A 19,264-nucleotide genomic window follows, 5' to 3' on the forward strand; every position below is an offset into this window, starting at 1 on the left:
TACTGCTGCATTCAGGTTAGCGCAGACATCTGCTGCTGCACAATGGAAACTGCGCGCGGCAAATCAGCTGCTGGCCCCGCCCATCCCATTGTGATCGCAGGACGGATTTGCTATCGCGTAAACATACGCGGCCCCGTGGCTCAACTGGATAGAGCAGCCCCCTCCTAAGGGGCAGGTTGCAGGTTCGAATCCTGCCGGGGTCGCCAAAATATCACCCATTATCAATGGATTGGTACAGATAGGCCATTGATATCTGGAGCAAGTGTTATGCTCGGTTTTTCGGGCCGATGCCTGCGCCGGCTTTAACCGCCAGCAATTCGTAGCAGTTGTATGGCTCTGACTCCGTCTAAGACCCATACCGGAAACTGGATCCGGCTTCCTGATTATTCATGATGTTCCGGGGAAGAAGGGGGCAGTCAGATTGTTCCGGATAGCCCGAGGCTGCGCGGGTGGCGCTGGGCAGCTCGCCAAAGCGGGCGCGGTAGAGCTGGGAAAAACGGCCCAAGTGGGAAAAGCCGCTGTCATAAGCAATAGAGCTGACCGGTGTTTCCGCGGGACGGGACAGCAGCAGGTACCGGGCCAAGTCCAACCGCAGATCGCGCAGGTATTCCACCGGTGTCAGGCCGAAATGCTGGCGAAAGCCTGCTTGCAGGGTGCGGATGCTGCAGCCGGCCTCGGCGGCGATGGCTGAGACGGTCAGCGGCTCAGCGGCGTTTGCATGGATATAGTCCTGTGCTCGGCGGATCTGCAGGCTGCTGCCTTGAGGCGTGCGCGGGGTCAGAAGATGGCGGATATTGCTTTGCTGGAGGGTCAGCAGGCCAAGTATCAGCTGCTCCTCAATCAGCTGCTGCTGCATTGCGCTCCAGTGGCCGAAACCGGCCCGGGCGTCGGTGGCGCGGGCACAGGCGATAAATTGCCTTGCCCAGCCCTGCAGAGGCCCGGTGCCGACCGGTGCCGCGGTGTCAAAGACCACCGGCTCGGACAGCGGCAGCCCGGCGGCGCGCTCGGCAAACCCGTGCAGTGCATCCCGGTCGATTTGCAGAAGCAGCATCTGGCAGTCGGCGTGCCAGGTCATCTGGGTTGCCCGTGTCGGGTTGAGCACGGTGGCGTGGCGGGTATCCGAGTCCACCGCTGCAGCACCGTTGGCGACCTTGGCGGTGCCGTTCAGCGGCATCTGCACGAGATAGAAATCATTCAGCTCGCCGGGGTCTATCTGCACGGCAGAGCCGTAGCTCAGGTAGTTGAGGGACAAGCTGTGCCCGGGCACATGGTTGTGGCGGGTGCCGAAACCGCAGCTTTTGCCGGCGGGCTGCAAGCGGTGGTCGCAGAACTTCTGGGCGACCAGGGTGCGGGCCTCGTCGATGTCGCGGCTGTGAAATTGCCGCCACGCGCGCAAGGGCTCGCGCTTGTATTCTGCCTGCTGCCTGGTCATCCGTGCAGCCTAGCACGGTTCCCTACTCAGGCAATCGCGCGGGTCTGCGCTATTTTGCGCATTCTGGATAATCCTTTTCCACCGCTGCCCCTAGGCTTCTTGATTGAGCGATAAGGGAGGAAACTATGGCTCTGGATCAGGGAATCACCAAGGTGACGGACGGGCTGGAGGGCTTGTCCTGGAATGTCGTGGGGCACACCTATACGCCCAAGCTGCACAGCGAAAACGCTTTCATATGGCACGCGGTCATTCCGGACGGCACCTTTGTGCCGCCGCACGTGCACCCCACCCAGGATGAGTGGATCACCATGCTGGAGGGCACGCTGGAGGTGGAATTCGGCGGCGACGTTTATCAGGCCGGGCCGGGCGATACGGTGCGGATGCCGATGGGAGTGGCGCACGGTATCTTCAACCGCTCCGGTGCTGAGGCCACCTGCGTGTTCGGGGTGGCGCCGTCGCGCAAGCTGTTCGATCTGTTCGGCGCGCTGGATGGGGTGACCGACCCGGAAGAATTGGTTCGGCTGTCGGCGCTGCATGAGGTGGAATTCCTGCCGCCCCCGTCGGAATAAGGGAGGCGGACATGGTAAAACGCAAGACGGTCGCCGTAATTGGCGGCGGCGTAAGCGGGCTGGCCGCGGCCAAGGCCTTTGCCGAAAAGGGGCATCAGGTTCTAGGCTATGAGCGCAGCCATGACTTGGGCGGCGTGTGGGAGCTTTCGCGCTCTTATCCGGGGGTGCAGACGCAATCTCCCAAGGAACTGTACTGTTATACAGATCACCCGATGCCGGAAGATTACCCGGAATGGCCCAAGGGGCCGCAAGTGCATGCCTATCTGCATTCCTATGCGGACAAGCATGATCTGCACCGGCTGTTCCAGCTGAACACCAATGTGCTGGAGATGGACCGGCGCCCGGACGGGCAGCCGGGCTGGCGGCTGGTGATAGAGACAGGCGGCGAGACCCGGGTGCAGGACGTGGATTTTGCCGTGGTTTGCACCGGGCAGTTTTCCGAGAAGAACATCCTGACCCATCCGGGGCAGGAGGTCTTCACCGCGCAGGGCGGGGAGGTGATGCACTCCTCTGAATATCTGGACCCGGAACACGCGCGCGGTAAGCGGGTGGTGGTGCTGGGCGGCTCCAAATCTGCCACCGATGTGGCGGTGAACGCGGCGCAGAACGGCGCCAAACAGGTGCATCTCGTTTACCGGCAGAATGTCTGGCGGGTGCCGTATTTTGTCGGCGGCATCAACTTCAAGAAGCTGCTCTACATGCGGGCGCAGGAGGTGCAGTTCAACGGCTGGGGCCGCAGCTGGCTGCACAAGGCCTTCTATGGCCTCGCCAAGCCGCTGATCTGGGCCAATTTCCGCGGTCTCGAGGCGCTGTTGAAGATGCAGCTGGGGCTGAAGAAATGGGACATGGTTCCCGATGTGCCGATCGAGAAAGACGTCTCCTGCTCGGTCCCGATCGTGACACCGGGCCTGTTTGAGGGCTTCAAGGACGGTTCAATCATTCCGCACCACACCACCTTCTCGCGGTATGAGGGTGATGAAATCGTGCTGGAAAACGGTGAGAGAATCGGCGCTGATTTGGTGATCTCGGCGGTCGGCTGGAAGCTGGGTATTCCCTATCTGGCGCAGCAGCACCTGGACAAGCTGATCGAGGCGGACGGCCAGTACCGGACCTACCGTCTGGCGGTGAACCCTGACCTGCCGGAGATGGGATTTGTCGGTTTCAATTCCAGCTTCTGCACGATTCTGTCGGCGGAGATGGTGGCAAACTGGCTGGTCCGCTATGCAGACGGCCAGCTGGCGCGGCAGCCCACGCGGGAGCAAATGGAGGACAACATCCAGATGATGCTCGATTGGCGCCGCAAGGAGCGTCCGGCGGCGCAAATCTATGGCGGGCTGTGCTCTGCGCCGTTCCATTTCAAGCACTTCGATGAGCTGCTGATGGATATGGGGGCAACGCAGTGGAAGCGGCCGAATCCGTTAGTGGAGCAATTCGCGCCGCCGGACGCCAGTGCCTATGGCCGGTTCCTGGCAACGGCACCGCAATATCGGGCGGCCTGAGGTCTGCCCCTGCGCCTGCCGGAAACGGCGGGCGCTCATACTTTCAGTATCGCGCGAAGACCGCGATTCTGCGTGCAGATTTTAGATTAGAGGGGAATGGTGCCCAGGAGAGGACTCGAACCTCCACGTCCATACGGACACTAGCACCTGAAGCTAGCGCGTCTACCAATTCCGCCACCTGGGCAGGTGTCGTGAGGAGGGCGTATAAGCGGAGTCGCAGGCAGCGTCAAATGGAAAATGTGCGTCCCTGGCGATTTTCCTGAAATTATGTCCGAGGACCGTTTTCCCGATTAATTCCAGTGTGTTGCCGGGAAGGGCCAGAGATCCACTCTTCAGGAATTCCGGGTGCCGGTTTGATCCTGCGCAAAGTGGCGGATTCGTAAAAGGGGCATAGGAAAGTCATGAAACAGATTGACCGCCTCCAATCCCTTGGGCTGTTTGACAGCCGGGTGCCCCGCTACACCTCTTATCCGACCGCGCCGGTGTTTTCTGCAGCCGTTGGCGCTGCGGAGCAGGCCCGCGAGCTGCAGGCGCTGGATCCGGATGTGCCGGTTTCGGTCTACCTGCATATCCCGTTCTGCGAGCGGCTGTGCTGGTTCTGCGCCTGCCGGACGCAAGGAACCCAGACGCTGAGTCCGGTCGAGAGCTATATCGGCACGCTGGAGCAGGAGCTGAAGCTGGTGGCGCCGCTTCTGCCCAAAGGTCTGCGGATGGGGCGGATGCATTGGGGCGGCGGCACGCCGACCATTTTGCCGCCCGCCTTGATTCACCGGCTGGCGCAGGCAGTGAAAGCGGTTTTTCCACAGACTGAAGACTGGGAGTTCTCGGTGGAGATCGACCCGACCATGGTCGACCGGGACAAAATCGCGGCGCTGGCAGAGGAAGGCATGAACCGTGCCAGCATCGGCATCCAGGACTTCGATCCGCTGGTGCAGCAGGCAATCGGCCGGGCGCAGCCGTTTGAGGTGACTAAGGCCTGCGTCGAGGATCTGCGGGTAGCGGGGATCAATTCCCTGAATGCCGATCTGGTCTACGGCCTGCCGCATCAGACGCAGGCGCGGATGGCGGACACGGTGGAGAAGGTGCTGAGCCTGGACCCTGACCGGCTGGCGCTGTTCGGTTACGCGCATGTGCCTTGGGTGGCCAAGCGGCAGAAGCTGATCAAGGAAGAGACGCTGCCGGACGATCTGGCGCGCTACCATCTGGCCGGGCTGGCGGCGGAGAAATTCGCGGCGGCGGGTTTTGCCGCGATTGGTATCGACCATTTCGCCAAACCCGGCGACGGGCTGGAGGTGGCTGCCCGCACCGGCCATTTGCGCCGGAATTTCCAGGGCTACACCGATGACACCTGCCCGACGCTGATCGGCTTTGGTGCATCGTCGATCTCCCGCTTTGCCGGCGGCTACATCCAGAACGCCGCGGCCACGCCAGCTTATGTGCAGCGGGTTGAGGCCGGCCAGCTGACCGGCGCGCGCGGCCATGTGATGAGCCAGGAGGATTTGCTGCGCGGCCGTGCAATCGAGATGCTGATGTGTGAGTTCCGGTTGGACCGGACAGAGCTGCGGCAACGCTTTGGAGATCTGGCAGCAAGTCTGGATGCAGACCTGGCGCAGATCGCAGCCCGCTTTGGGGATCTGGTGAACTTGGACGCGGAAGCGCTGGAAATCCTCCCCGAGGGCCGCCCGCTGACCCGGATCATTGCCAGCAGCTTTGATGCCCATGTGCCGGAAGGGGTGCGTTACAGCCGGGCGTCCTGACTCTGGAGCGGGCAGCTCCCGCCTGTTCAGAGCCTCCTGCCGGAGGCCCTTCACAGTTGGGCGTGGCACTGTGCTGGCGCACAGCGCGGTCATCCTCTCCACCGAACGCCGCTCGCTAGCACCGGGTCAAGGACTGCGGGTGCGGCGGCGGCTTGGTGCGGTTTAGCTTAGAGGCGCGGATGGGAAGTCAACAGTGGGAAGGGCTGTTCAAGGCAGGTGTTTCTTTGAACGGCTTTTGACGGGGCAGGCAGCGCAGCTGCCGGGCCCAAGGCGGCCAAGGGGCGCCGGCGCAGCCGGGGCACCTGCGGGCGCGGGAGTGCCACGGCTGCGGTTGTGTCAGCCGTCCTTTACCAAGCGGAAGCCCAGGTAATCCGGCGGCAGGCCGACGGCACAGCCGCCGACGCTGGCGTCGCGGATGAAGTCGATTACCACCGCACGGTGCCGTCCGCCGGTAATGCGGGCGCTGCAGTAGGGATCGCCGAATTCGAGGCTGCCATCCTTGGTGACCTCACCGTTTTGCATGCAGCCGCTAGTCCATTCCCAGATGTTGCCGCCAAGTCCGGTTAACCCGTTACTGTTGGCGCCGGGCTCGCTTTTCGGGTCCTGTGCCGGCCCCGGCAGGCCGCGCAGGGTGACACCGCGGGCGTATTGGCGCAGCCAGCGCTGGGCGGGGTCGCCGCCATCGGTTTCAACCGCCTCGTCGCCAAAGATTTCCGCTGCGGCCAGCTGCCATTCGGCTTCGTCCGGCAGGCGCCAGCTATGGCCGGTCTCCTTGGAATACCATTCAGCATAGGCCGTCGCGTCATGCCAGCTGACAAGAGTTTGCGGCTGATTGCCTTCTGCCGGGGTACTGTCCGCCGCCTTGCAGGCGCCCGCCGCCACACAGGCTGCGTATTCTGCGCCAGAGACCTGACGCTTCATAATCTCAAAGGCACCCACATGGCGCTGCTGTTCCGGGGGCACCACGCTTTTACCATTGCGGTGAAAGTTTCCGATGGGGCGGTAGGCAATCGTGTCCGCCTTTATGAATACGGTTTCGGCCAGCGGTGCCGGATCCCTGGCCGCGGAAAACCAAAGGCCGGGAAGGCCAATGGCGGCGGCAAGCCCGGCGGCAATCAGCTCAGCTTTCATGTCAGCGTCCCCTCAAGGCAAAAACGGGCGGCCGCGTGCTGCGGCCGCCCTGTCCAGTTCCTTATCCGGCGAAAGGTCAGGCGCCGGAGTATTCGGTCGGGGCGACCACCTGTTCCATCAGGTCGTTGTTCCACTCGCCTTCGACCACCACGTGGGCCGTTGCGCCGAGGTTCACCGCCTCAATCAGATTGTGGTTCACATAGGCATAGACGCCTGGCTGCAAGAACTCATAGAGCGCCGCCCCGGCAGAACCGCCTCGGATGAACCAGGTTTCCAGGTCGCGGTCCGGCACGTTGTTGAACTTTCCGGCTTCCCAGACCAGGTCGCCGTGGCCGCCGATCAGGTGCGGGCGGGTGTCGCGGTTGGCCTGGCTGTGCACGAACAGTACTTTCTCGCCCTGTTTCGCCTTCATGGCGTTCTCGCCAGTCAGAGCGCCAACCGCGCCGTTGAACACAACGTGACTGGGGATCAGCCCGTTCATGACTTCCAGCGTGTCCGGATAGCTTTCCCCGACGTCCTCATAGCGGAGGTAATCGCCGTTCTCGTCCTTCGGAATGTAGAATTCGTTTTCGCCGATGTAGTAGACGCGGTCGTATTTCACCGGATCGCCGTTGTGGTCTGACAGACCCCCGCGCGGCAGAACCATGATGGTGCCGGCCATGCCCGAGGCCACGTGCCAGGGGATCATGGGGCCGCCCGGGGCGCAGTGATAGACAAAGGTGCCGGGGCGTGTTGCCTTGAAGCGCAGCACGGTCTTCTCGCCCGGGTTTACCAGGGTCAGCGCGCCGCCGCCCAAGGCGCCGGTGGCTGCGTGGAAATCGATGTTGTGCTGCAGCATGTTTTCCGGCGGGTTGATCAGGGTGAGTTCAACATAGTCGCCCTCATGCACCACCATCATCGGGCCCGGGATGGAGCCGTCAAAGGTCATGCCTTGCAGGTAGGCGCCTTGATCGACCTCGATTTCCTTCTCGATGATCTTCATCTCGAATTCGACGATGCGCGGTCCGCCCGGAGCAACCTGTTCGTGGTCATGCACGAAGGGCGGGGCGACCAGCTCGCGCTTGATGCGCTGGAGGCTCGACAGGTCGGCAGGCGCGGCGGCTTCGTGAACAGAGGTGCTTTCAGCCTTGGCGGCCTTGGCCAGTACAGGCAGCGCTGCTGCTCCGGCTGCCCCCATCAGTGCGGCTCTTCGGGTCAGCATGATGATCTCCTTTCAGTGTCCCATGTGCTGTGTTGGGGGGACCCTAGCGTCCGGTGCGGCGCGATTGGTTGTTCCCGATCAAACTTCGATAAGGTTGTTTGATGTCGAGATAACTGGTTTTTAAGATGCATGATTTCTCCCGGAACTATGGTGCCGGGTGCGCGGCCAAGCGCGCGAACTGCCGGCAAGTTTAATTGTTAAGGCCCGTTTAACGCGCAGCCTGCTATTCCGGGGGTGGGTGAAAATAGTGGTGGTGGATATGAGCGCACAGAGCAATGTGGCGCCCATTATCATCAAGAAGAAAAAAGTCAGTGGTGGCGATGGCCACCACGGTGGCGCGTGGAAAGTGGCTTATGCTGACTTCGTGACCGCGATGATGGCCTTCTTTATGCTGATGTGGCTGCTGAACGCGACGACAGAAAAACAACGCAAAGGGCTGGCGGATTACTTCTCGCCGTCAATTCCGCTGAGCCGGGTGTCCGGCGGCGGCAATGGCGCCTTCCAGGGTGACAGCATGTTCACCGAGGACATTCAGCCTCAATCCGGGACCGGGGCCACGGATATCAATCCGATGGATGCCCGGAAGGCACAGGGTGAAACCGGGGTCGAGTCCGACGAGAATCGCGAGGAGCAGGATTCCAAGTTCCGCGCAATCGAGGAACAGCTGTCCGGGCGCGGCGGGGAGAGCATGGTGTCGGTCGCCATGGCCCGTCATATCCTGACGCGGGTCACCGACGAGGGACTGATCATCGAGCTTTTTGCCACCGAGGATATGCCGCTCTTTGAAGAGGGCCAGGCGGAGCCGAAGCCGCTGTTCCGGGATCTGGTCAGGATGATTGCGCGGGTCTCGGAAGGTGTGACCAGCAATGTCGCGATCGGCGGCCATATCCGCTCTCATCCGGTTGTTTTGGCGAAGAATCCGGTTTGGGAACTGTCTCATGCTCGTGCGGATAAAACCCGCACGCTGCTCGAATCGGGCGGACTGAACGCGAGCCGGGTTCACAGGGTAACCGGCCATGCCGACCGTAAGCTGGCTGCCGGAAACCCGATGGCCGCCCGCAACGACCGGATCGAAATCATCTTTCTGCGCGAGTAAACCGCTGAAAACATTAGGGCTGGCGGCTGGCAGATGAGTCATATTTTATCTGTTAGCCGCCCGTTAATCGCTCCTGCGCTAGCTGTTGCATCCAGAATGATTAGATGCAGCAGAAAGGCGTGCTATGACCATTTCTTCGTCGCTGAATGCGGGCGTTTCAGGATTGAGCGCCAACGCCAGCCGGTTGGCCTCCATTTCCGACAATATCGCCAACTCCTCGACCCGCGGCTACAAACGGGTGCAAACTGATTTCCATTCCATGGTTTTGTCCGGTTCCGGAGGCACTTATTCGGCAGGCGGTGTGCGCACGACCAATGTCCGGCTGATCGACGAGCGCGGCCCGCTGGTTTCGACCAATAACGCCACAGACCTGGCGGTGCGCGGCCGCGGCATGCTGCCCGTTGCCTCGATCACAGAGGTGGAGGCAGGCAGCAGCCCCTCCATGATGCTGACCAGCACCGGGTCGTTCCGGACCGATTCCAGCGGGTATCTGACAACGGAGTCCGGCCTGGTTCTGATGGGCTGGCCTGCGCAGGCTGACGGCACAGTGCCGGACGTGGCGCGGGATACCGCCGATGCCTTGGAGCCGATCCGCGTTGACCTGAACCGGCTCTCTGCGGAACCGACGACCGAAATCAGCCTGACAGCGAACCTGCCTGCCTCCGAAACCGATCTCGGCGCCTCCGGCGACCCGGTTGAACAGGTTGTTCAGTACTACGACAATATGGGCCGCTCCGAAGAGCTGACGATCACCTATACGCCAAGCGTAGCTACGCCGCCGGCAACCACCGGCAGCAACGAATGGACAATGGAGATTGTCGATTCCGCGACCGGCGCGACGGTTATCGGCGAGTACACCCTCACTTTCGATGACGCCAGTTCCACGGCCGGCACGCTGCAAAGTGTCGCTACTGTCACGGGCGGCGCCTATGACGCCACCGCCGGCTCGATCACCATCAATGTTGCCGGCGGGCCTGTGGAGATCAACATCGGTGTCATCGGCGAGCAGAGCGGGATGAGCCAGCTTGGCGAGGAATTCGTGCCGGGCACTACTGAGAAGGACGGCACTGCGGTCGGATCGTTTGTTGCAATCGAAATCAACGAAGCGGGAGAAGTCATCGCAGAGTATGATTCCGGCGACCAGAAGGTGATCTACAAGGTGCCGCTGGCCGATGTCTCCAACATCAACGGCATGCGCGCCCTTGATTCGCAGACCTACATGCCCACCGACGAATCCGGTGACTTCTACCTGTGGGATGCCGGCGATGGCCCGACCGGCGAAATCCTGGGATACGCCCAAGAGGAATCGGCGGTTGATGTCGCCACCGAGCTGACCGACATGATCCAGACCCAGCGTGCCTATTCGTCCAACGCCAAGGTCATCCAGACCGTTGACGAGATGCTGCAGGAAACCACCAACATCAAGCGCTGACGCGCTTGATGCTCCCTGACATTGGCTTCACGAAAGCAGGCTGAACATGTCTATTTATTCCGCCCTTAACAGCGCCATGAGCGGTCTGAGCGCGGCCGGCCGATCCTCGCAAGTGGTCTCAGAAAATCTGGCCAATGCGCTGACACCGGGGTACACGCGCCGGGTTCTGGATCTGAACAGCCCCGGCGCCGGTGTTCCCGGCGTTCAGGTCGGCAATGTCCAGCGCATGAATGATCCCGTGCTGATCTCCAACCGCCGGGTTGCCGAAGCAGAATACGGGGCCGCCAAGGCGGAGGCCGATTTCTTCAGCCGGATGTCCGATCTGGTGGGCACGGTTGATGATGAGATGTCGCTGGCGTCACAGCTTTCGGATTTCGAGTCGTCGCTGATCGAAGCGGTTTCGCGACCGGATTCGCAGCCCCGTCTGAATGATCTGGCAGTGAAGGCGAACACCCTGGCGGACTCAATCTCGCGCACGGCCGAAGGGTTGCGGGACCTGCGGATCAATGCGGACAGCGCGATCAGCAGCCAGGTTGACACAGTGAACCAGGCTCTGAAGGAAATTGAAAAGCTCAACGCCCGTATCATGGTGGTGGAGGCCGGCGGCATGGACGCCGTTGCAATGCAAGACCAGCGTGACCAGCTGATCGATCAGGTGAACGGGATCATTCCGGTCAATGCTGTCCGCCGCGGCAATGGCCAGGTCACGCTTTATTCCACTGGCGGGGTGATGCTGCTGGATCACAAGGCATCTGAGCTGAGCTTTACGCCGTCGCGGGATATCATGCCGCATATGACCTTGGGTAACGGCATGATTTCCGGTCTCCAGGTGAATGGCAAAACAATCGACACCAGTCCGGGCGGTCCGCTGCGCGGCGGCACACTGACCGCGCAGTTTGAAATCCGCGATGTCACAGCGGTGGAGGCCCAGGAGGATCTGGACGCCATGGCTGCCGATCTAATCGAACGGTTCCAGGACCCGGCGCTGGATGCCACGATCGGGGCCGCAGATGCGGGAATTTTCACCGATGATGGTTCTTTCTTCGATCCGGTGAACACTGTTGGCATATCCAACCGGATCGAGCTGAATGACCTGGTGGCTTTGGACGGCACAGGTGAGACCTGGCGGTTCCGCGATGGCCTTTACGCCGCGGGCCCTGGGGACCCGGGCGATTCAAGCCTGCTGCAGGCCTACTCCGACGCATTGAACACCACCCGCACGGTCTCCTCGGTCGGGCTTGGCACCGCAGACATGACGGCTGCAACGCTGAGTGCGAACCTGTTGTCCAGGTTTGCCCAAGACAATGAAACCGCAGCGCGTGCCTCGACTTTCGCCGCCACCAGTTTCAATGAGCTGAGCCAGGCGGAACTGGCCCTGGGCGTCGATACCGACGCCGAGCTGCAGAACCTGATGCTGGTTGAGAAGTACTATGCCGCCAATGCCCGTGTGCTCAGCGTTGTCGATGAACTTATGGAAACACTTTTGAGGATCTGACCCATGATTTTGAATTCATACGGCGATATGGCGCAGCACCTCTTTCTTCGCAGCCGCAACACGGAGCTGAAGGAAAACGTCACCACTCTGTCCGAAGAATTTGCGACCGGAAAATCGGCTAATCTGACCGAACGGCTGGGCGGCGATTTCACCTATCTGGCAGATCTGGAAAGCTCGCTGAACCGGATCGACAGTTATATGGTTGCCAATGGCGAGGTGCAGTTGTTTGCCACCGCCACGCAGGGCAGCCTTGAAAAAGTGAACAGCCAAGTGCAGGCGATGCGCAATGACATCCTGAGACTGTCGCCGGCCGTGGATGTGGAAAACGCGGAGCAGTTTGGCAGCCAGGCCAAGAAGAGGATGTCCAGTGCTATTAACCTGATGAACACCTCAGTTGGGGGGCGGACGATCTTTGCGGGCACTGCGACGGATACCAAGCCGCTGAACGACTCCGGCACGCTGATGACGGCCATCCTTGCGGAAGTGTCGGGGCTGACAACCAGCAATGACATCATTCAGGCCGTCAAGGACTGGTTCGACGACCCGGCCGGTTTCGACGCGGTCATGTACCGCGGCTCCACGACGTCGCTGCAGCCGGTTACTGTCGGAGAAGGGGAGCAGGTGACTTTGGGTATCCGCGCCGATGATGACAACCTCAAGCACACCCTGCAAAGTTATGTCATTACCGCTTTGGCGGATGAGCCCAGCCTCGGCCTGACCGATGACGTGCAAATAGATCTGGTAATCCAGGCCAGCAGCGAGCTGTCTGAAAGTGATGACCGGCTGGTGGATCTGCAGGCTGATGTTGGTTTCATCGAGGGGCAGCTTGAGGCGGTCAATACCCGCAACGAAGCCTCGAAAACCAGCCTGAGCATCGTCAAAAACAACCTGGTCTCTGCCGATCCGTATGAAACCTACACCAGGCTTCAGGAAGCACAGACGCAGCTCGAGGGACTTTATACCATCACCGCCCGCAGCTCTCAGCTGTCCCTGCTGAAGTATATCTCATGATGTTTTTTCTGCGTCTCTTCTTTGCGTGCCTGTTTCTGCTGCCCGCGGTGGCGCAGGCAAATACCATCCGGCTCAAAGATCTGGTGGAATTCGACGGCGTTCGCGGCAATGACCTGGTCGGCTACGGCCTGGTTGTCGGCCTGGACGGCACCGGTGACGGATTGCGCAATTCTCCGTTCACCGAAGAGATCATGTCCAACATTCTGGAACGTCTTGGCGTCAATGTGACCGGCGAGCAGTTCCGGCCCAAGAACGTGGCGGCGGTCTTTGTGACTGCCACCCTTCCGCCCTTTGCCCGCGTCGGCAGCACAATTGACGTGACCGTTTCGGCCATCGGCGATTCCAAGAGCCTGATGGGCGGAACATTAATCATGACCCCCCTGAACGCCGCGGACGGCCAGATTTATGCCGTCGCCCAGGGGACGATCCTGGCTGGCGGCACGGTGGCCGAAGGCGAAGCTGCCACGGTTACTCAAGGGGTGCCGACGGCAGGTGTTATTCCGTCTGGCGCCCGTGTCGAGCGGGAGATCGATTTCGACCTGGCCTCGCTGAGTTCCATGCGGCTGGCGCTGCGGGAGCCGGATTTCACCACCGCTGGCCGGATCGAACGTGCGATCAACAACGAGTTTGGCGGTAATGTTGCCCTGATGCGGGATTCCGGAACCGTCGAAGTCGATATCCGCCGCACCAATACCCGCTCAACTGCGCACGCGGTGGGCCGGATCGAGAATATCCTGGTCGAGCCTCAGCGCAAGGCACGGGTAGTGGTCGACCAGCGCTCCGGCACTATCGTGATGGGCAGCGACGTGCGCATTTCCCGTGTGGCGGTCGCTCAAGGCAACCTCACCCTGCGGATCGAAGAGACGCCGCTTGTTGTGCAGCCCAATCCGTTTGCGGATGGCGAAACGGTTGTCGTGCCGCGTACCGGTGCTGCCATTGAGGAAGAGGAGGGAATCCAACTTGCAGAAGTGCCGGAGACGACCTCGCTTTCGGAAGTCGTGGCAGGCTTGAATGCCCTCGGAGTGTCGCCACGGGACATGATCGACATTCTGAAAAGCCTGAAGGCCGCTGGGGCCTTGCATGCGGAATTTGTTGTTCGCTGACAGGTTCGGCAATCCTGGCAGGAAACAGCCCGGCTTCAACTGCTGAAGCCGGGCAATTTTTTTCTGGCTGCTAACCAATTGGTCCCGGCTTTCACTAGGCTGCCCCTGCAGAATAGGCAGTGTGCTTGGTCTTTGCTTGCAAACCCTGCGAAGCGCTGCACGGACAGGGATAGCCTCTTTAAGTGTTTGGAGCGTTAAGGGTTTTGACTGGTCCGAGAGACAGCTTTCTCGCACTTGGGCTCACCTGTGCGGTTGCGCAATACGGGGCCGGTAACGCCCCGCCGCTGGCCACGGTCTGAGCCAGAGGTCAGAGAAGCCGGCCGGGGCCATGCCGGACATCATGCAACTCCAGCCTGCTTCCTGCGGATATCCACGAATACGACTGCTGCCGGAGGCCGGAGTGCTCGCACAGCAAAAAGCCCGGGTCACACATTGTGCCCGGGCTCTTTGCTTGTTCGCGTATTGGAAAGTCAGGGGTAGTAGCTGCGCACAAGGGCAGTGGCGATCAGGCTCCAGCCGTCGGCAACGACAAAAAACGCCAGTTTGAACGGCAGGGACACGATGGCCGGGGGCACCATCATCATACCCATCGACATCAGTATCGCGGCGACCACCAGATCGATCACCAGGAACGGCAGAAAGACCAGAAACCCGATCTGAAAGGCGCGCGCAATTTCCGACAGCAGGAAGCTTGGCACGAGTGCGGACAGCGGCGCCTCCGGCACCGGGTCCATGCCCTGTGTTTCCGGCCTGAGATCCGCAATTGCGTAAAACGTGTCCGGATCCAGCCGGTTGGCCATGAAGGCCCGGAACGGCTCCAGGCTGCGCGAGATGGCCTCGCCCGGCTCTAGCTGCTCCTGCAGCAGCGGGCTGATCCCGCTGTTCCAGGCGTCGGTAAAGACCGGCTCCATCACGAAGTATGTCAGAAACAGCGCCAGGCTGATGATAAGCATGTTCGGCGGCGCCTGCTGCAGTCCGATGCCCTGACGCAGGATCGACAGGACAGTCACCAGGAACGGAAAGCAGGTGATCATGATCAGCAGGCCGGGGGCCAGGCTGAGCACGGTAATCAGCAGAATCAGCTGGATCGAGCGGGCTGAAATCGACTCGCCGTCTGCCAGCGAAAGGCTCAGTTCTTGAGCCAGGGCGGTCTGCGGCAAGGCCAGCAGAAGCGCTGAAACCAAGGCCGCCCGCACAAAGGTCGTGTGTGTCATCCCAAACCGCTTTGCAGATCGGCAATTTCCGTCAGGCGCACGGCCAGCTGTCCGGCCTGCTCTCCTTCCAGTTCTTCCAGCTGGCCACGGGCGACCAGCCGGTCCCCGACATAGAGGTCGACCGGATCTTCAACCCGCTTGTCGAGCGTCAGGATCGCATTTTCCCCAAGGCTGACCAAATCGCGGATCAGCGGCCGGGCCTTGCCGACCGATACAACCACTTCGACGGGAACCGAAACAAAAGGGTTGCTTGCGTCAGCGGCTTTCATGTTCAGATCGGCGGCGTCATCCATATTGGCTGTCCTCTTTCGCGTGATAGGTGAAGGCTTCAATCGAATCTTCGATCGATTCGAGAAGGGCGTTGCAATTGATTTCGCATTCGGTGCTGCCAACGCTCAGATAGGCCTGGCCGGAGGACAGCGTGCTGTCTTCCCGTACCGTAACCGGGACGGAAAAATTCTGCGGCAGGAGGCTGCGCACCGGTGCCCCTTCGCCGGGAGACACCACGATTTGCATCGGCTGGTCTGTCTGTCCTTTTGCCATTCCGGCAAGCTGGTCAACAATGTGATGGCCGAAGGAGGCTGCCATCGCATCCGGCAATATTGCGCTGGTCAGAACCTTAAACATCGGATCCAGCGAATCGAGCAGCTGTGTCTGCGCTTCGTGATAGGTAAAGCTCAGGTCTTCCAGCGAATTGGCCAATTCGGCCGAGATCCGGATGGTTTCCTGATCCTTGGCTGTCACTGCATCATCCCAGCCGGCGCTGTAACCTTTTTCAAAGGAGGCCAGCCGCTGTTCTTCTATGACTTCTTCGGAGACCGCTGCCACCGCAGGTTCAGCGGGCGTTTCAAATCCGAAGTCCTCAAGCAAATGCGCAATCGTCATCAAGCTTGCTCCTTATTTTCTTCCAGCCAGCCGCGCAGAATCTGAACGGTTTCCTCCTGCCGTTCCCCAATCATGCTGCGCAGGCGGTCGACGGGGTCGTCCATGCCGCCGCCCAAAGCCGGCAGTCCGGCGGCGCCCATCATGTCGCCCGTGCCCATGGCCGGCAGGCCGCCCATCGGTTCGAATTGCCCGGTTTCGTTGTTTTCGATTTCACCGTCGAGCGCGAGTCCCGCTCCAAGGTCCGGCGCAGTCATGAAGCCGTCGCCGCCTACCCCGGGCAACCCGGGAAGGTCACCGCCATCCGGGCCTGGCAGGGCAGCGACCGGAGCGGCCTGGTTCGAGAGGATCGGGCGCACTACGAAAAGGCCCAGGATCAGGCTGACAAGGGCCAGCGCGGCAATCTGGATCAGCGACATTGCGTCAAAGTAGAGGTTGTCGAAGAAGGAGGCGGTGGCCACCGTGCCCTTCGGCTCTACCGCCGGCAGCTCCATGGACTTGAGGGTAATAACGTCGCCTCGCTCCGCGTCAAAGCCGACGGCGGCGGAAATCAGCTCCCGCATGGCGGCCAGTTCGTCCTCCGGCCGTGGCTGGAAAACGCTTTCCCCGGCATCGTTGGTCACGGCGGTGCCGTTGACCAGAACCGCGACCGTCAGGCGCTTGATGGCACCGGGCCCCCTGAGGATCTCTTTTTCGGTTTCGGAGATTTCATAGTTGATCCGCTCGCGGGTTGCGCTGGTGTTGGCCTTGGATCCCTGGCCTGAGGCTGCATCACCATCCGGAATATTGGAGGCAACGGTGACTTCACCCGCCTGGTTGGTCGAAGAATCGGCGCGCTCCTCGACATCTGTGCTGACGGCGACACGGCTTTTCGGGTCTACGCGCTTTTCCCGGATCGATTCGGTGTCGGTTACGGTTTCAACACTGACCTCGACCACGGCATTGCCCTGGCCGACGCGGGCCTCGACAAGACGCATCACCCGCTCGCGAAGTGTCTGCGAACGGTCATCTGTGCCGGCGCCGGCTGCAGCGGTGGCATCCGCAGACCCGATCAGAGCGCCATTGGCGTCGATCACGGCTACGTTTTCCACCGCAAGACCGGTCACAGCAGAGGACACCAGGAAGCGGATCGCATTGGCTTGCGCAGGCGTGATCGGCGATCCCATCGGCACGATGGATACCGATGCGGTGGGTTCAACCGTGCGCTGGAAGGGATTTGAACCGGTGTTCGCAATATGCACCCGCGCCTGGCTTACATGCGGGCTTGCGACAATGGTTCGGGCCAGTTCGCCTTCTTTGGCGCGCCAGTAGGCGGCGTCGAACATCTGCGAGGTGGTGCCGAAACCGCTGAGCGAATCGAGCAGCTCATACCCTTTACCGCCGTTGGCCGGCAGGCCCTCGCTGGCCAAAGTCATCCGCAGTTCGTCACGCTGCGTCGACGGCACGTAGATTGAGCCGCCACGCACTTCATATTGGGTGCCGCGCTGTTCCAGCGACCGCACCACATCTCCGGCCGAGCCGCTTTCCAGCCCGGCATAAAGCAGTGTCATTGATGGCTTGCTAGCCACATGGGACATCGCAATGACGCTGAGAATCATGATTACCGTGGCACCCACGGCAATCAGACGCTTCCGCATGTCCATTTCTGCCCAGACATTCTTGATCTGCTGCACATTAACCTCCGTCGCACCGGCATTCTGTCCGGCGTGCAACCCTTTTGACGGATCGGCCTTAACATTCGGTTAGTTCCTCGCAGGTTATGAAGAAGCTGCACGACGTTTTAGGGATAGCCATGACAGACGCTGCAGTAGATACAGAAGCAGAAGCCCCGGCCAAGAAAAGCAAACTGCCCCTGATCATCGGGGTGGTGCTGGCTCTGGCGGGGGCGGGCGGCGGATTCTTTGCCGTTCAGTCAGGCCTTCTTCCCTTTGGTCAGAAAGCAGCGCCAGAACCGGCGCATGCGGCCGAAGAGGCGCCAGAAGGCGTGGACACTGGTGAGACGGCGGAGGATATCGCCAATCTCGCCTTTATCGAAATGGACCCGATTGTGATTACCCTGCGCAAAGCCAGCGGTATCAAGCACTTGCGGTTCCGCGCGCAACTTGAGGTCGACCTGGCGCACCAGGCCGAGGTCGAGAAAATCCTGCCGCGGGTTATCGATGTCCTGAACAGCTACCTGAGAGCACTGGAGCTTGAGGATCTGACTGATCCGATGGCTCTGCCGAAACTGAGAGCGCAGATGCTGCGGCGGATCAATATTGCCACCGGCCAGGGCCGGGTGCGCGATCTGCTGATCATGGATTTCGTACTGAACTAGGAGGACAGGATGGACATTATTGCTGATATCCTGCTTGCGGCCGGAGCGCTGGGCGCCGGATTCTATTGTCTGGTGCTGTCACGCAGGCTGAAGCGGTTCAATGACCTTGAAAAGGGCGTGGGCGGCGCGGTTGCCGTACTGTCTGCACAGGTGGATGACTTGAATAAGTCGCTGCAATCGGCGCAGCAGGTGTCTGACGGCTCCAGCAAGGCGCTGCAGCAGCTGACGGGCCGCGCCGAGTCGGTGGCTCAGCGGCTGGAGCTGATGATGGCGTCCATGCATGACATCCCCGAGGCCGGAACTGCGGCCCCGCAAGCGGAACCCGCTGCGGAAGATGAAGCGATGGCCGCCGCCTATGAGGCCGACTCGAAGCCGGCCGCGGCAGATCAGGAAGAGGCTAAGCCCTCGGGCCTGATGTTTGTCCGCCATAACCGCAGCCAGAACCGGGTGGCGTAATGGCGAAGACGGCAACTAAATCCAAGCGCTTGCGGCGTGGCGGCACGCTGATGATGCTGGCGGTTCTGCTGATGGGCTCTGCCGCAGTGCGGCTGGGCTTGGAAGCCGGGCCTGCGATCGCCCGCGAAGTGGCCAGCCTGAAGGAGCCGGGCATCGAAGAGCCGGCCCACAAGGGAGAGCCGCAGCGCGAATCAATGCCAACCTCGGCTGAGCTGCAGACAATGCTGGCGGCCTTCCAGGAGCGGGAGCAGGCACTGGCCGCCCGCGAAGCGGAGATCCAAGACCGGATGAAGGCGCTGGAAATTGCTGATCAGGCTATCGACAGGAAGCTGGCGGCGCTGGAGCAGGCAGAGGAGAAGCTGCGCGCGACTCTCGCCCTCGCCGATGGCGCAACTGAGGAGGACGTGACCCGCCTGACCTCCGTCTATGAACAGATGAAGCCAAAGGAAGCTGCGGCCCTGTTCGAGGAAATGGATCCGGCATTTGCGGCTGGTTTTCTCGCCCGGATGCAGCCGGAGGCCGCGGCGGGAATCATGGCGGGCCTTAGCCCGGAAGCCGCCTATACCATCAGCGTCGTCCTGGCCGGGCGCAACGGTGCAGTGCCCAAGGAGTGACTTGGGCGCGCAAGCTTAGTCTTTCCTTAGGAAGACTCGCTTAAGCTAATAAAAA

18 protein-coding genes and 2 tRNA genes are annotated in these 19,264 nt (G+C 61.1%); 12 read left to right on the plus strand and 8 right to left on the minus strand.

What is annotated here, in order from left to right; translation table 11 throughout:
• Nucleotides 1-129 precede the first annotated feature (129 nt).
• Nucleotides 130-206: transfer RNA gene (locus ACTRWG_RS02090), tRNA-Arg, on the plus strand.
• Nucleotides 207-346: 140 nt separating this feature from the next.
• Here ACTRWG_RS02090 and ACTRWG_RS02095 read toward each other — a convergent pair.
• Nucleotides 347-1,432, minus strand: a complete 1,086-nt coding sequence (locus ACTRWG_RS02095; protein WP_167332322.1) for an AraC-like ligand-binding domain-containing protein — start codon at nt 1,430-1,432, stop codon at nt 347-349.
• 125 nt (nt 1,433-1,557) lie between these two features.
• Between ACTRWG_RS02095 and ACTRWG_RS02100 the strand changes: the two genes are divergently transcribed.
• On the plus strand, nt 1,558-2,001 hold the full coding sequence (locus tag ACTRWG_RS02100) for a cupin domain-containing protein (protein WP_027235820.1): 444 nt from the start codon (nt 1,558-1,560) through the stop codon (nt 1,999-2,001).
• 11 nt (nt 2,002-2,012) lie between these two features.
• Nucleotides 2,013-3,500 carry a flavin-containing monooxygenase gene (locus ACTRWG_RS02105; protein WP_027235819.1) on the plus strand — a complete coding sequence of 496 codons (1,488 nt, stop codon included), beginning with the start codon at nt 2,013-2,015 and terminating at the stop codon, nt 3,498-3,500.
• Between the two features lie 97 nt (nt 3,501-3,597).
• On the opposite strand, the gene ACTRWG_RS02110 is transcribed toward ACTRWG_RS02105, so the two are convergent.
• A tRNA-Leu gene (locus tag ACTRWG_RS02110) sits at nt 3,598-3,684 on the minus strand.
• Between the two features lie 217 nt (nt 3,685-3,901).
• Between ACTRWG_RS02110 and hemN the strand changes: the two genes are divergently transcribed.
• Nucleotides 3,902-5,257 carry an oxygen-independent coproporphyrinogen III oxidase gene (gene hemN, locus ACTRWG_RS02115; RefSeq protein ID WP_462828885.1) on the plus strand — a complete coding sequence of 452 codons (1,356 nt, stop codon included), beginning with the start codon at nt 3,902-3,904 and terminating at the stop codon, nt 5,255-5,257.
• Between the two features lie 336 nt (nt 5,258-5,593).
• Here the strand turns inward: hemN and ACTRWG_RS02120 are convergent, their stop codons facing one another.
• Both ACTRWG_RS02120 and nirK read right to left on the minus strand, forming a co-directional pair.
• The gene (locus ACTRWG_RS02120; protein WP_259971371.1) at nt 5,594-6,388 is read right to left on the minus strand and encodes a formylglycine-generating enzyme family protein; all 795 of its coding nucleotides are present in this window, start codon (nt 6,386-6,388) and stop codon (nt 5,594-5,596) included.
• Nucleotides 6,389-6,464: 76 nt separating this feature from the next.
• Nucleotides 6,465-7,589, minus strand: coding sequence for a copper-containing nitrite reductase (gene nirK, locus ACTRWG_RS02125; protein WP_027235816.1), 1,125 nt, complete (start codon nt 7,587-7,589; stop codon nt 6,465-6,467).
• A 259-nt stretch (nt 7,590-7,848) separates the two neighbouring features.
• Between nirK and ACTRWG_RS02130 the strand changes: the two genes are divergently transcribed.
• The 5 genes from ACTRWG_RS02130 to ACTRWG_RS02150 all read left to right on the plus strand — a co-directional run bounded on the left by ACTRWG_RS02130 (nt 7,849) and on the right by ACTRWG_RS02150 (nt 13,726).
• Nucleotides 7,849-8,685, plus strand: a complete 837-nt coding sequence (locus tag ACTRWG_RS02130; protein WP_462828886.1) for a flagellar motor protein MotB — start codon at nt 7,849-7,851, stop codon at nt 8,683-8,685.
• Between the two features lie 124 nt (nt 8,686-8,809).
• Nucleotides 8,810-10,117, plus strand: a complete 1,308-nt coding sequence (locus tag ACTRWG_RS02135; protein ID WP_027235814.1) for a flagellar hook protein FlgE — start codon at nt 8,810-8,812, stop codon at nt 10,115-10,117.
• A 46-nt stretch (nt 10,118-10,163) separates the two neighbouring features.
• The gene (gene flgK, locus ACTRWG_RS02140; protein ID WP_027235813.1) at nt 10,164-11,612 is read left to right on the plus strand and encodes a flagellar hook-associated protein FlgK; all 1,449 of its coding nucleotides are present in this window, start codon (nt 10,164-10,166) and stop codon (nt 11,610-11,612) included.
• Nucleotides 11,613-11,615: 3 nt separating this feature from the next.
• Nucleotides 11,616-12,623, plus strand: coding sequence for a flagellin (locus ACTRWG_RS02145; RefSeq protein WP_027235812.1), 1,008 nt, complete (start codon nt 11,616-11,618; stop codon nt 12,621-12,623).
• The gene (locus tag ACTRWG_RS02150) at nt 12,620-13,726 is read left to right on the plus strand and encodes a flagellar basal body P-ring protein FlgI (protein WP_027235811.1); all 1,107 of its coding nucleotides are present in this window, start codon (nt 12,620-12,622) and stop codon (nt 13,724-13,726) included. Before ACTRWG_RS02145 ends, ACTRWG_RS02150 begins: the two co-directional genes overlap by 4 nt.
• 470 nt (nt 13,727-14,196) lie before the next feature.
• On the opposite strand, the gene fliP is transcribed toward ACTRWG_RS02150, so the two are convergent.
• Genes fliP through fliF form a run of 4 tightly spaced genes read right to left on the minus strand, consistent with a single transcriptional unit; the run spans nt 14,197 to nt 17,495 of the window.
• On the minus strand, nt 14,197-14,940 hold the full coding sequence (gene fliP / locus ACTRWG_RS02155) for a flagellar type III secretion system pore protein FliP (RefSeq protein ID WP_027235810.1): 744 nt from the start codon (nt 14,938-14,940) through the stop codon (nt 14,197-14,199).
• Complete coding sequence (locus ACTRWG_RS02160) at nt 14,937-15,233, minus strand: FliM/FliN family flagellar motor switch protein (RefSeq protein ID WP_027235809.1); 297 nt, start codon at nt 15,231-15,233, stop codon at nt 14,937-14,939. The genes fliP and ACTRWG_RS02160 overlap by 4 nt, the downstream gene beginning before the upstream one ends.
• A complete protein-coding gene (locus tag ACTRWG_RS02165) occupies nt 15,226-15,825 on the minus strand; it encodes a FliH/SctL family protein (RefSeq protein ID WP_027235808.1) in 600 nt (199 codons plus the stop codon). Before ACTRWG_RS02165 ends, ACTRWG_RS02160 begins: the two co-directional genes overlap by 8 nt.
• The gene (gene fliF / locus ACTRWG_RS02170) at nt 15,825-17,495 is read right to left on the minus strand and encodes a flagellar basal-body MS-ring/collar protein FliF (RefSeq protein WP_027235807.1); all 1,671 of its coding nucleotides are present in this window, start codon (nt 17,493-17,495) and stop codon (nt 15,825-15,827) included. The genes ACTRWG_RS02165 and fliF overlap by 1 nt, the downstream gene beginning before the upstream one ends.
• Before the next feature lie 119 nt (nt 17,496-17,614).
• Between fliF and ACTRWG_RS02175 the strand changes: the two genes are divergently transcribed.
• Genes ACTRWG_RS02175 through ACTRWG_RS02185 form a run of 3 tightly spaced genes read left to right on the plus strand, consistent with a single transcriptional unit; the run spans nt 17,615 to nt 19,209 of the window.
• On the plus strand, nt 17,615-18,139 hold the full coding sequence (locus ACTRWG_RS02175) for a flagellar basal body-associated FliL family protein (RefSeq protein WP_027235806.1): 525 nt from the start codon (nt 17,615-17,617) through the stop codon (nt 18,137-18,139).
• A 9-nt stretch (nt 18,140-18,148) separates the two neighbouring features.
• On the plus strand, nt 18,149-18,595 hold the full coding sequence (locus tag ACTRWG_RS02180) for a hypothetical protein (protein WP_027235805.1): 447 nt from the start codon (nt 18,149-18,151) through the stop codon (nt 18,593-18,595).
• On the plus strand, nt 18,595-19,209 hold the full coding sequence (locus ACTRWG_RS02185; protein WP_027235804.1) for a MotE family protein: 615 nt from the start codon (nt 18,595-18,597) through the stop codon (nt 19,207-19,209). The genes ACTRWG_RS02180 and ACTRWG_RS02185 overlap by 1 nt, the downstream gene beginning before the upstream one ends.
• Nucleotides 19,210-19,264 lie beyond the last annotated feature (55 nt).

The organism is Leisingera sp. G5_S3_59_S7 (genome assembly GCF_054968485.1).

Excerpts from the sequence above, each read along its gene's own strand:
- ACTRWG_RS02095 (WP_167332322.1), bottom strand. The coding sequence starts at position 1,432 with ATGACCAGGCAGCAGGCAGAATACAAGCGCGAGCCCTTGCGCGCGTGG.
- ACTRWG_RS02100 (WP_027235820.1), top strand. The coding sequence starts at position 1,558 with ATGGCTCTGGATCAGGGAATCACCAAGGTGACGGACGGGCTGGAGGGC.
- ACTRWG_RS02105 (WP_027235819.1), top strand. The coding sequence starts at position 2,013 with ATGGTAAAACGCAAGACGGTCGCCGTAATTGGCGGCGGCGTAAGCGGG.
- hemN (WP_462828885.1), top strand. The coding sequence starts at position 3,902 with ATGAAACAGATTGACCGCCTCCAATCCCTTGGGCTGTTTGACAGCCGG.
- ACTRWG_RS02120 (WP_259971371.1), bottom strand. The coding sequence starts at position 6,388 with ATGAAAGCTGAGCTGATTGCCGCCGGGCTTGCCGCCGCCATTGGCCTT.
- nirK (WP_027235816.1), bottom strand. The coding sequence starts at position 7,589 with ATGCTGACCCGAAGAGCCGCACTGATGGGGGCAGCCGGAGCAGCAGCG.
- ACTRWG_RS02130 (WP_462828886.1), top strand. The coding sequence starts at position 7,849 with ATGAGCGCACAGAGCAATGTGGCGCCCATTATCATCAAGAAGAAAAAA.
- ACTRWG_RS02135 (WP_027235814.1), top strand. The coding sequence starts at position 8,810 with ATGACCATTTCTTCGTCGCTGAATGCGGGCGTTTCAGGATTGAGCGCC.
- flgK (WP_027235813.1), top strand. The coding sequence starts at position 10,164 with ATGTCTATTTATTCCGCCCTTAACAGCGCCATGAGCGGTCTGAGCGCG.
- ACTRWG_RS02145 (WP_027235812.1), top strand. The coding sequence starts at position 11,616 with ATGATTTTGAATTCATACGGCGATATGGCGCAGCACCTCTTTCTTCGC.
- ACTRWG_RS02150 (WP_027235811.1), top strand. The coding sequence starts at position 12,620 with ATGATGTTTTTTCTGCGTCTCTTCTTTGCGTGCCTGTTTCTGCTGCCC.
- fliP (WP_027235810.1), bottom strand. The coding sequence starts at position 14,940 with ATGACACACACGACCTTTGTGCGGGCGGCCTTGGTTTCAGCGCTTCTG.
- ACTRWG_RS02160 (WP_027235809.1), bottom strand. The coding sequence starts at position 15,233 with ATGGATGACGCCGCCGATCTGAACATGAAAGCCGCTGACGCAAGCAAC.
- ACTRWG_RS02165 (WP_027235808.1), bottom strand. The coding sequence starts at position 15,825 with ATGACGATTGCGCATTTGCTTGAGGACTTCGGATTTGAAACGCCCGCT.
- ACTRWG_RS02175 (WP_027235806.1), top strand. The coding sequence starts at position 17,615 with ATGACAGACGCTGCAGTAGATACAGAAGCAGAAGCCCCGGCCAAGAAA.
- ACTRWG_RS02180 (WP_027235805.1), top strand. The coding sequence starts at position 18,149 with ATGGACATTATTGCTGATATCCTGCTTGCGGCCGGAGCGCTGGGCGCC.
- ACTRWG_RS02185 (WP_027235804.1), top strand. The coding sequence starts at position 18,595 with ATGGCGAAGACGGCAACTAAATCCAAGCGCTTGCGGCGTGGCGGCACG.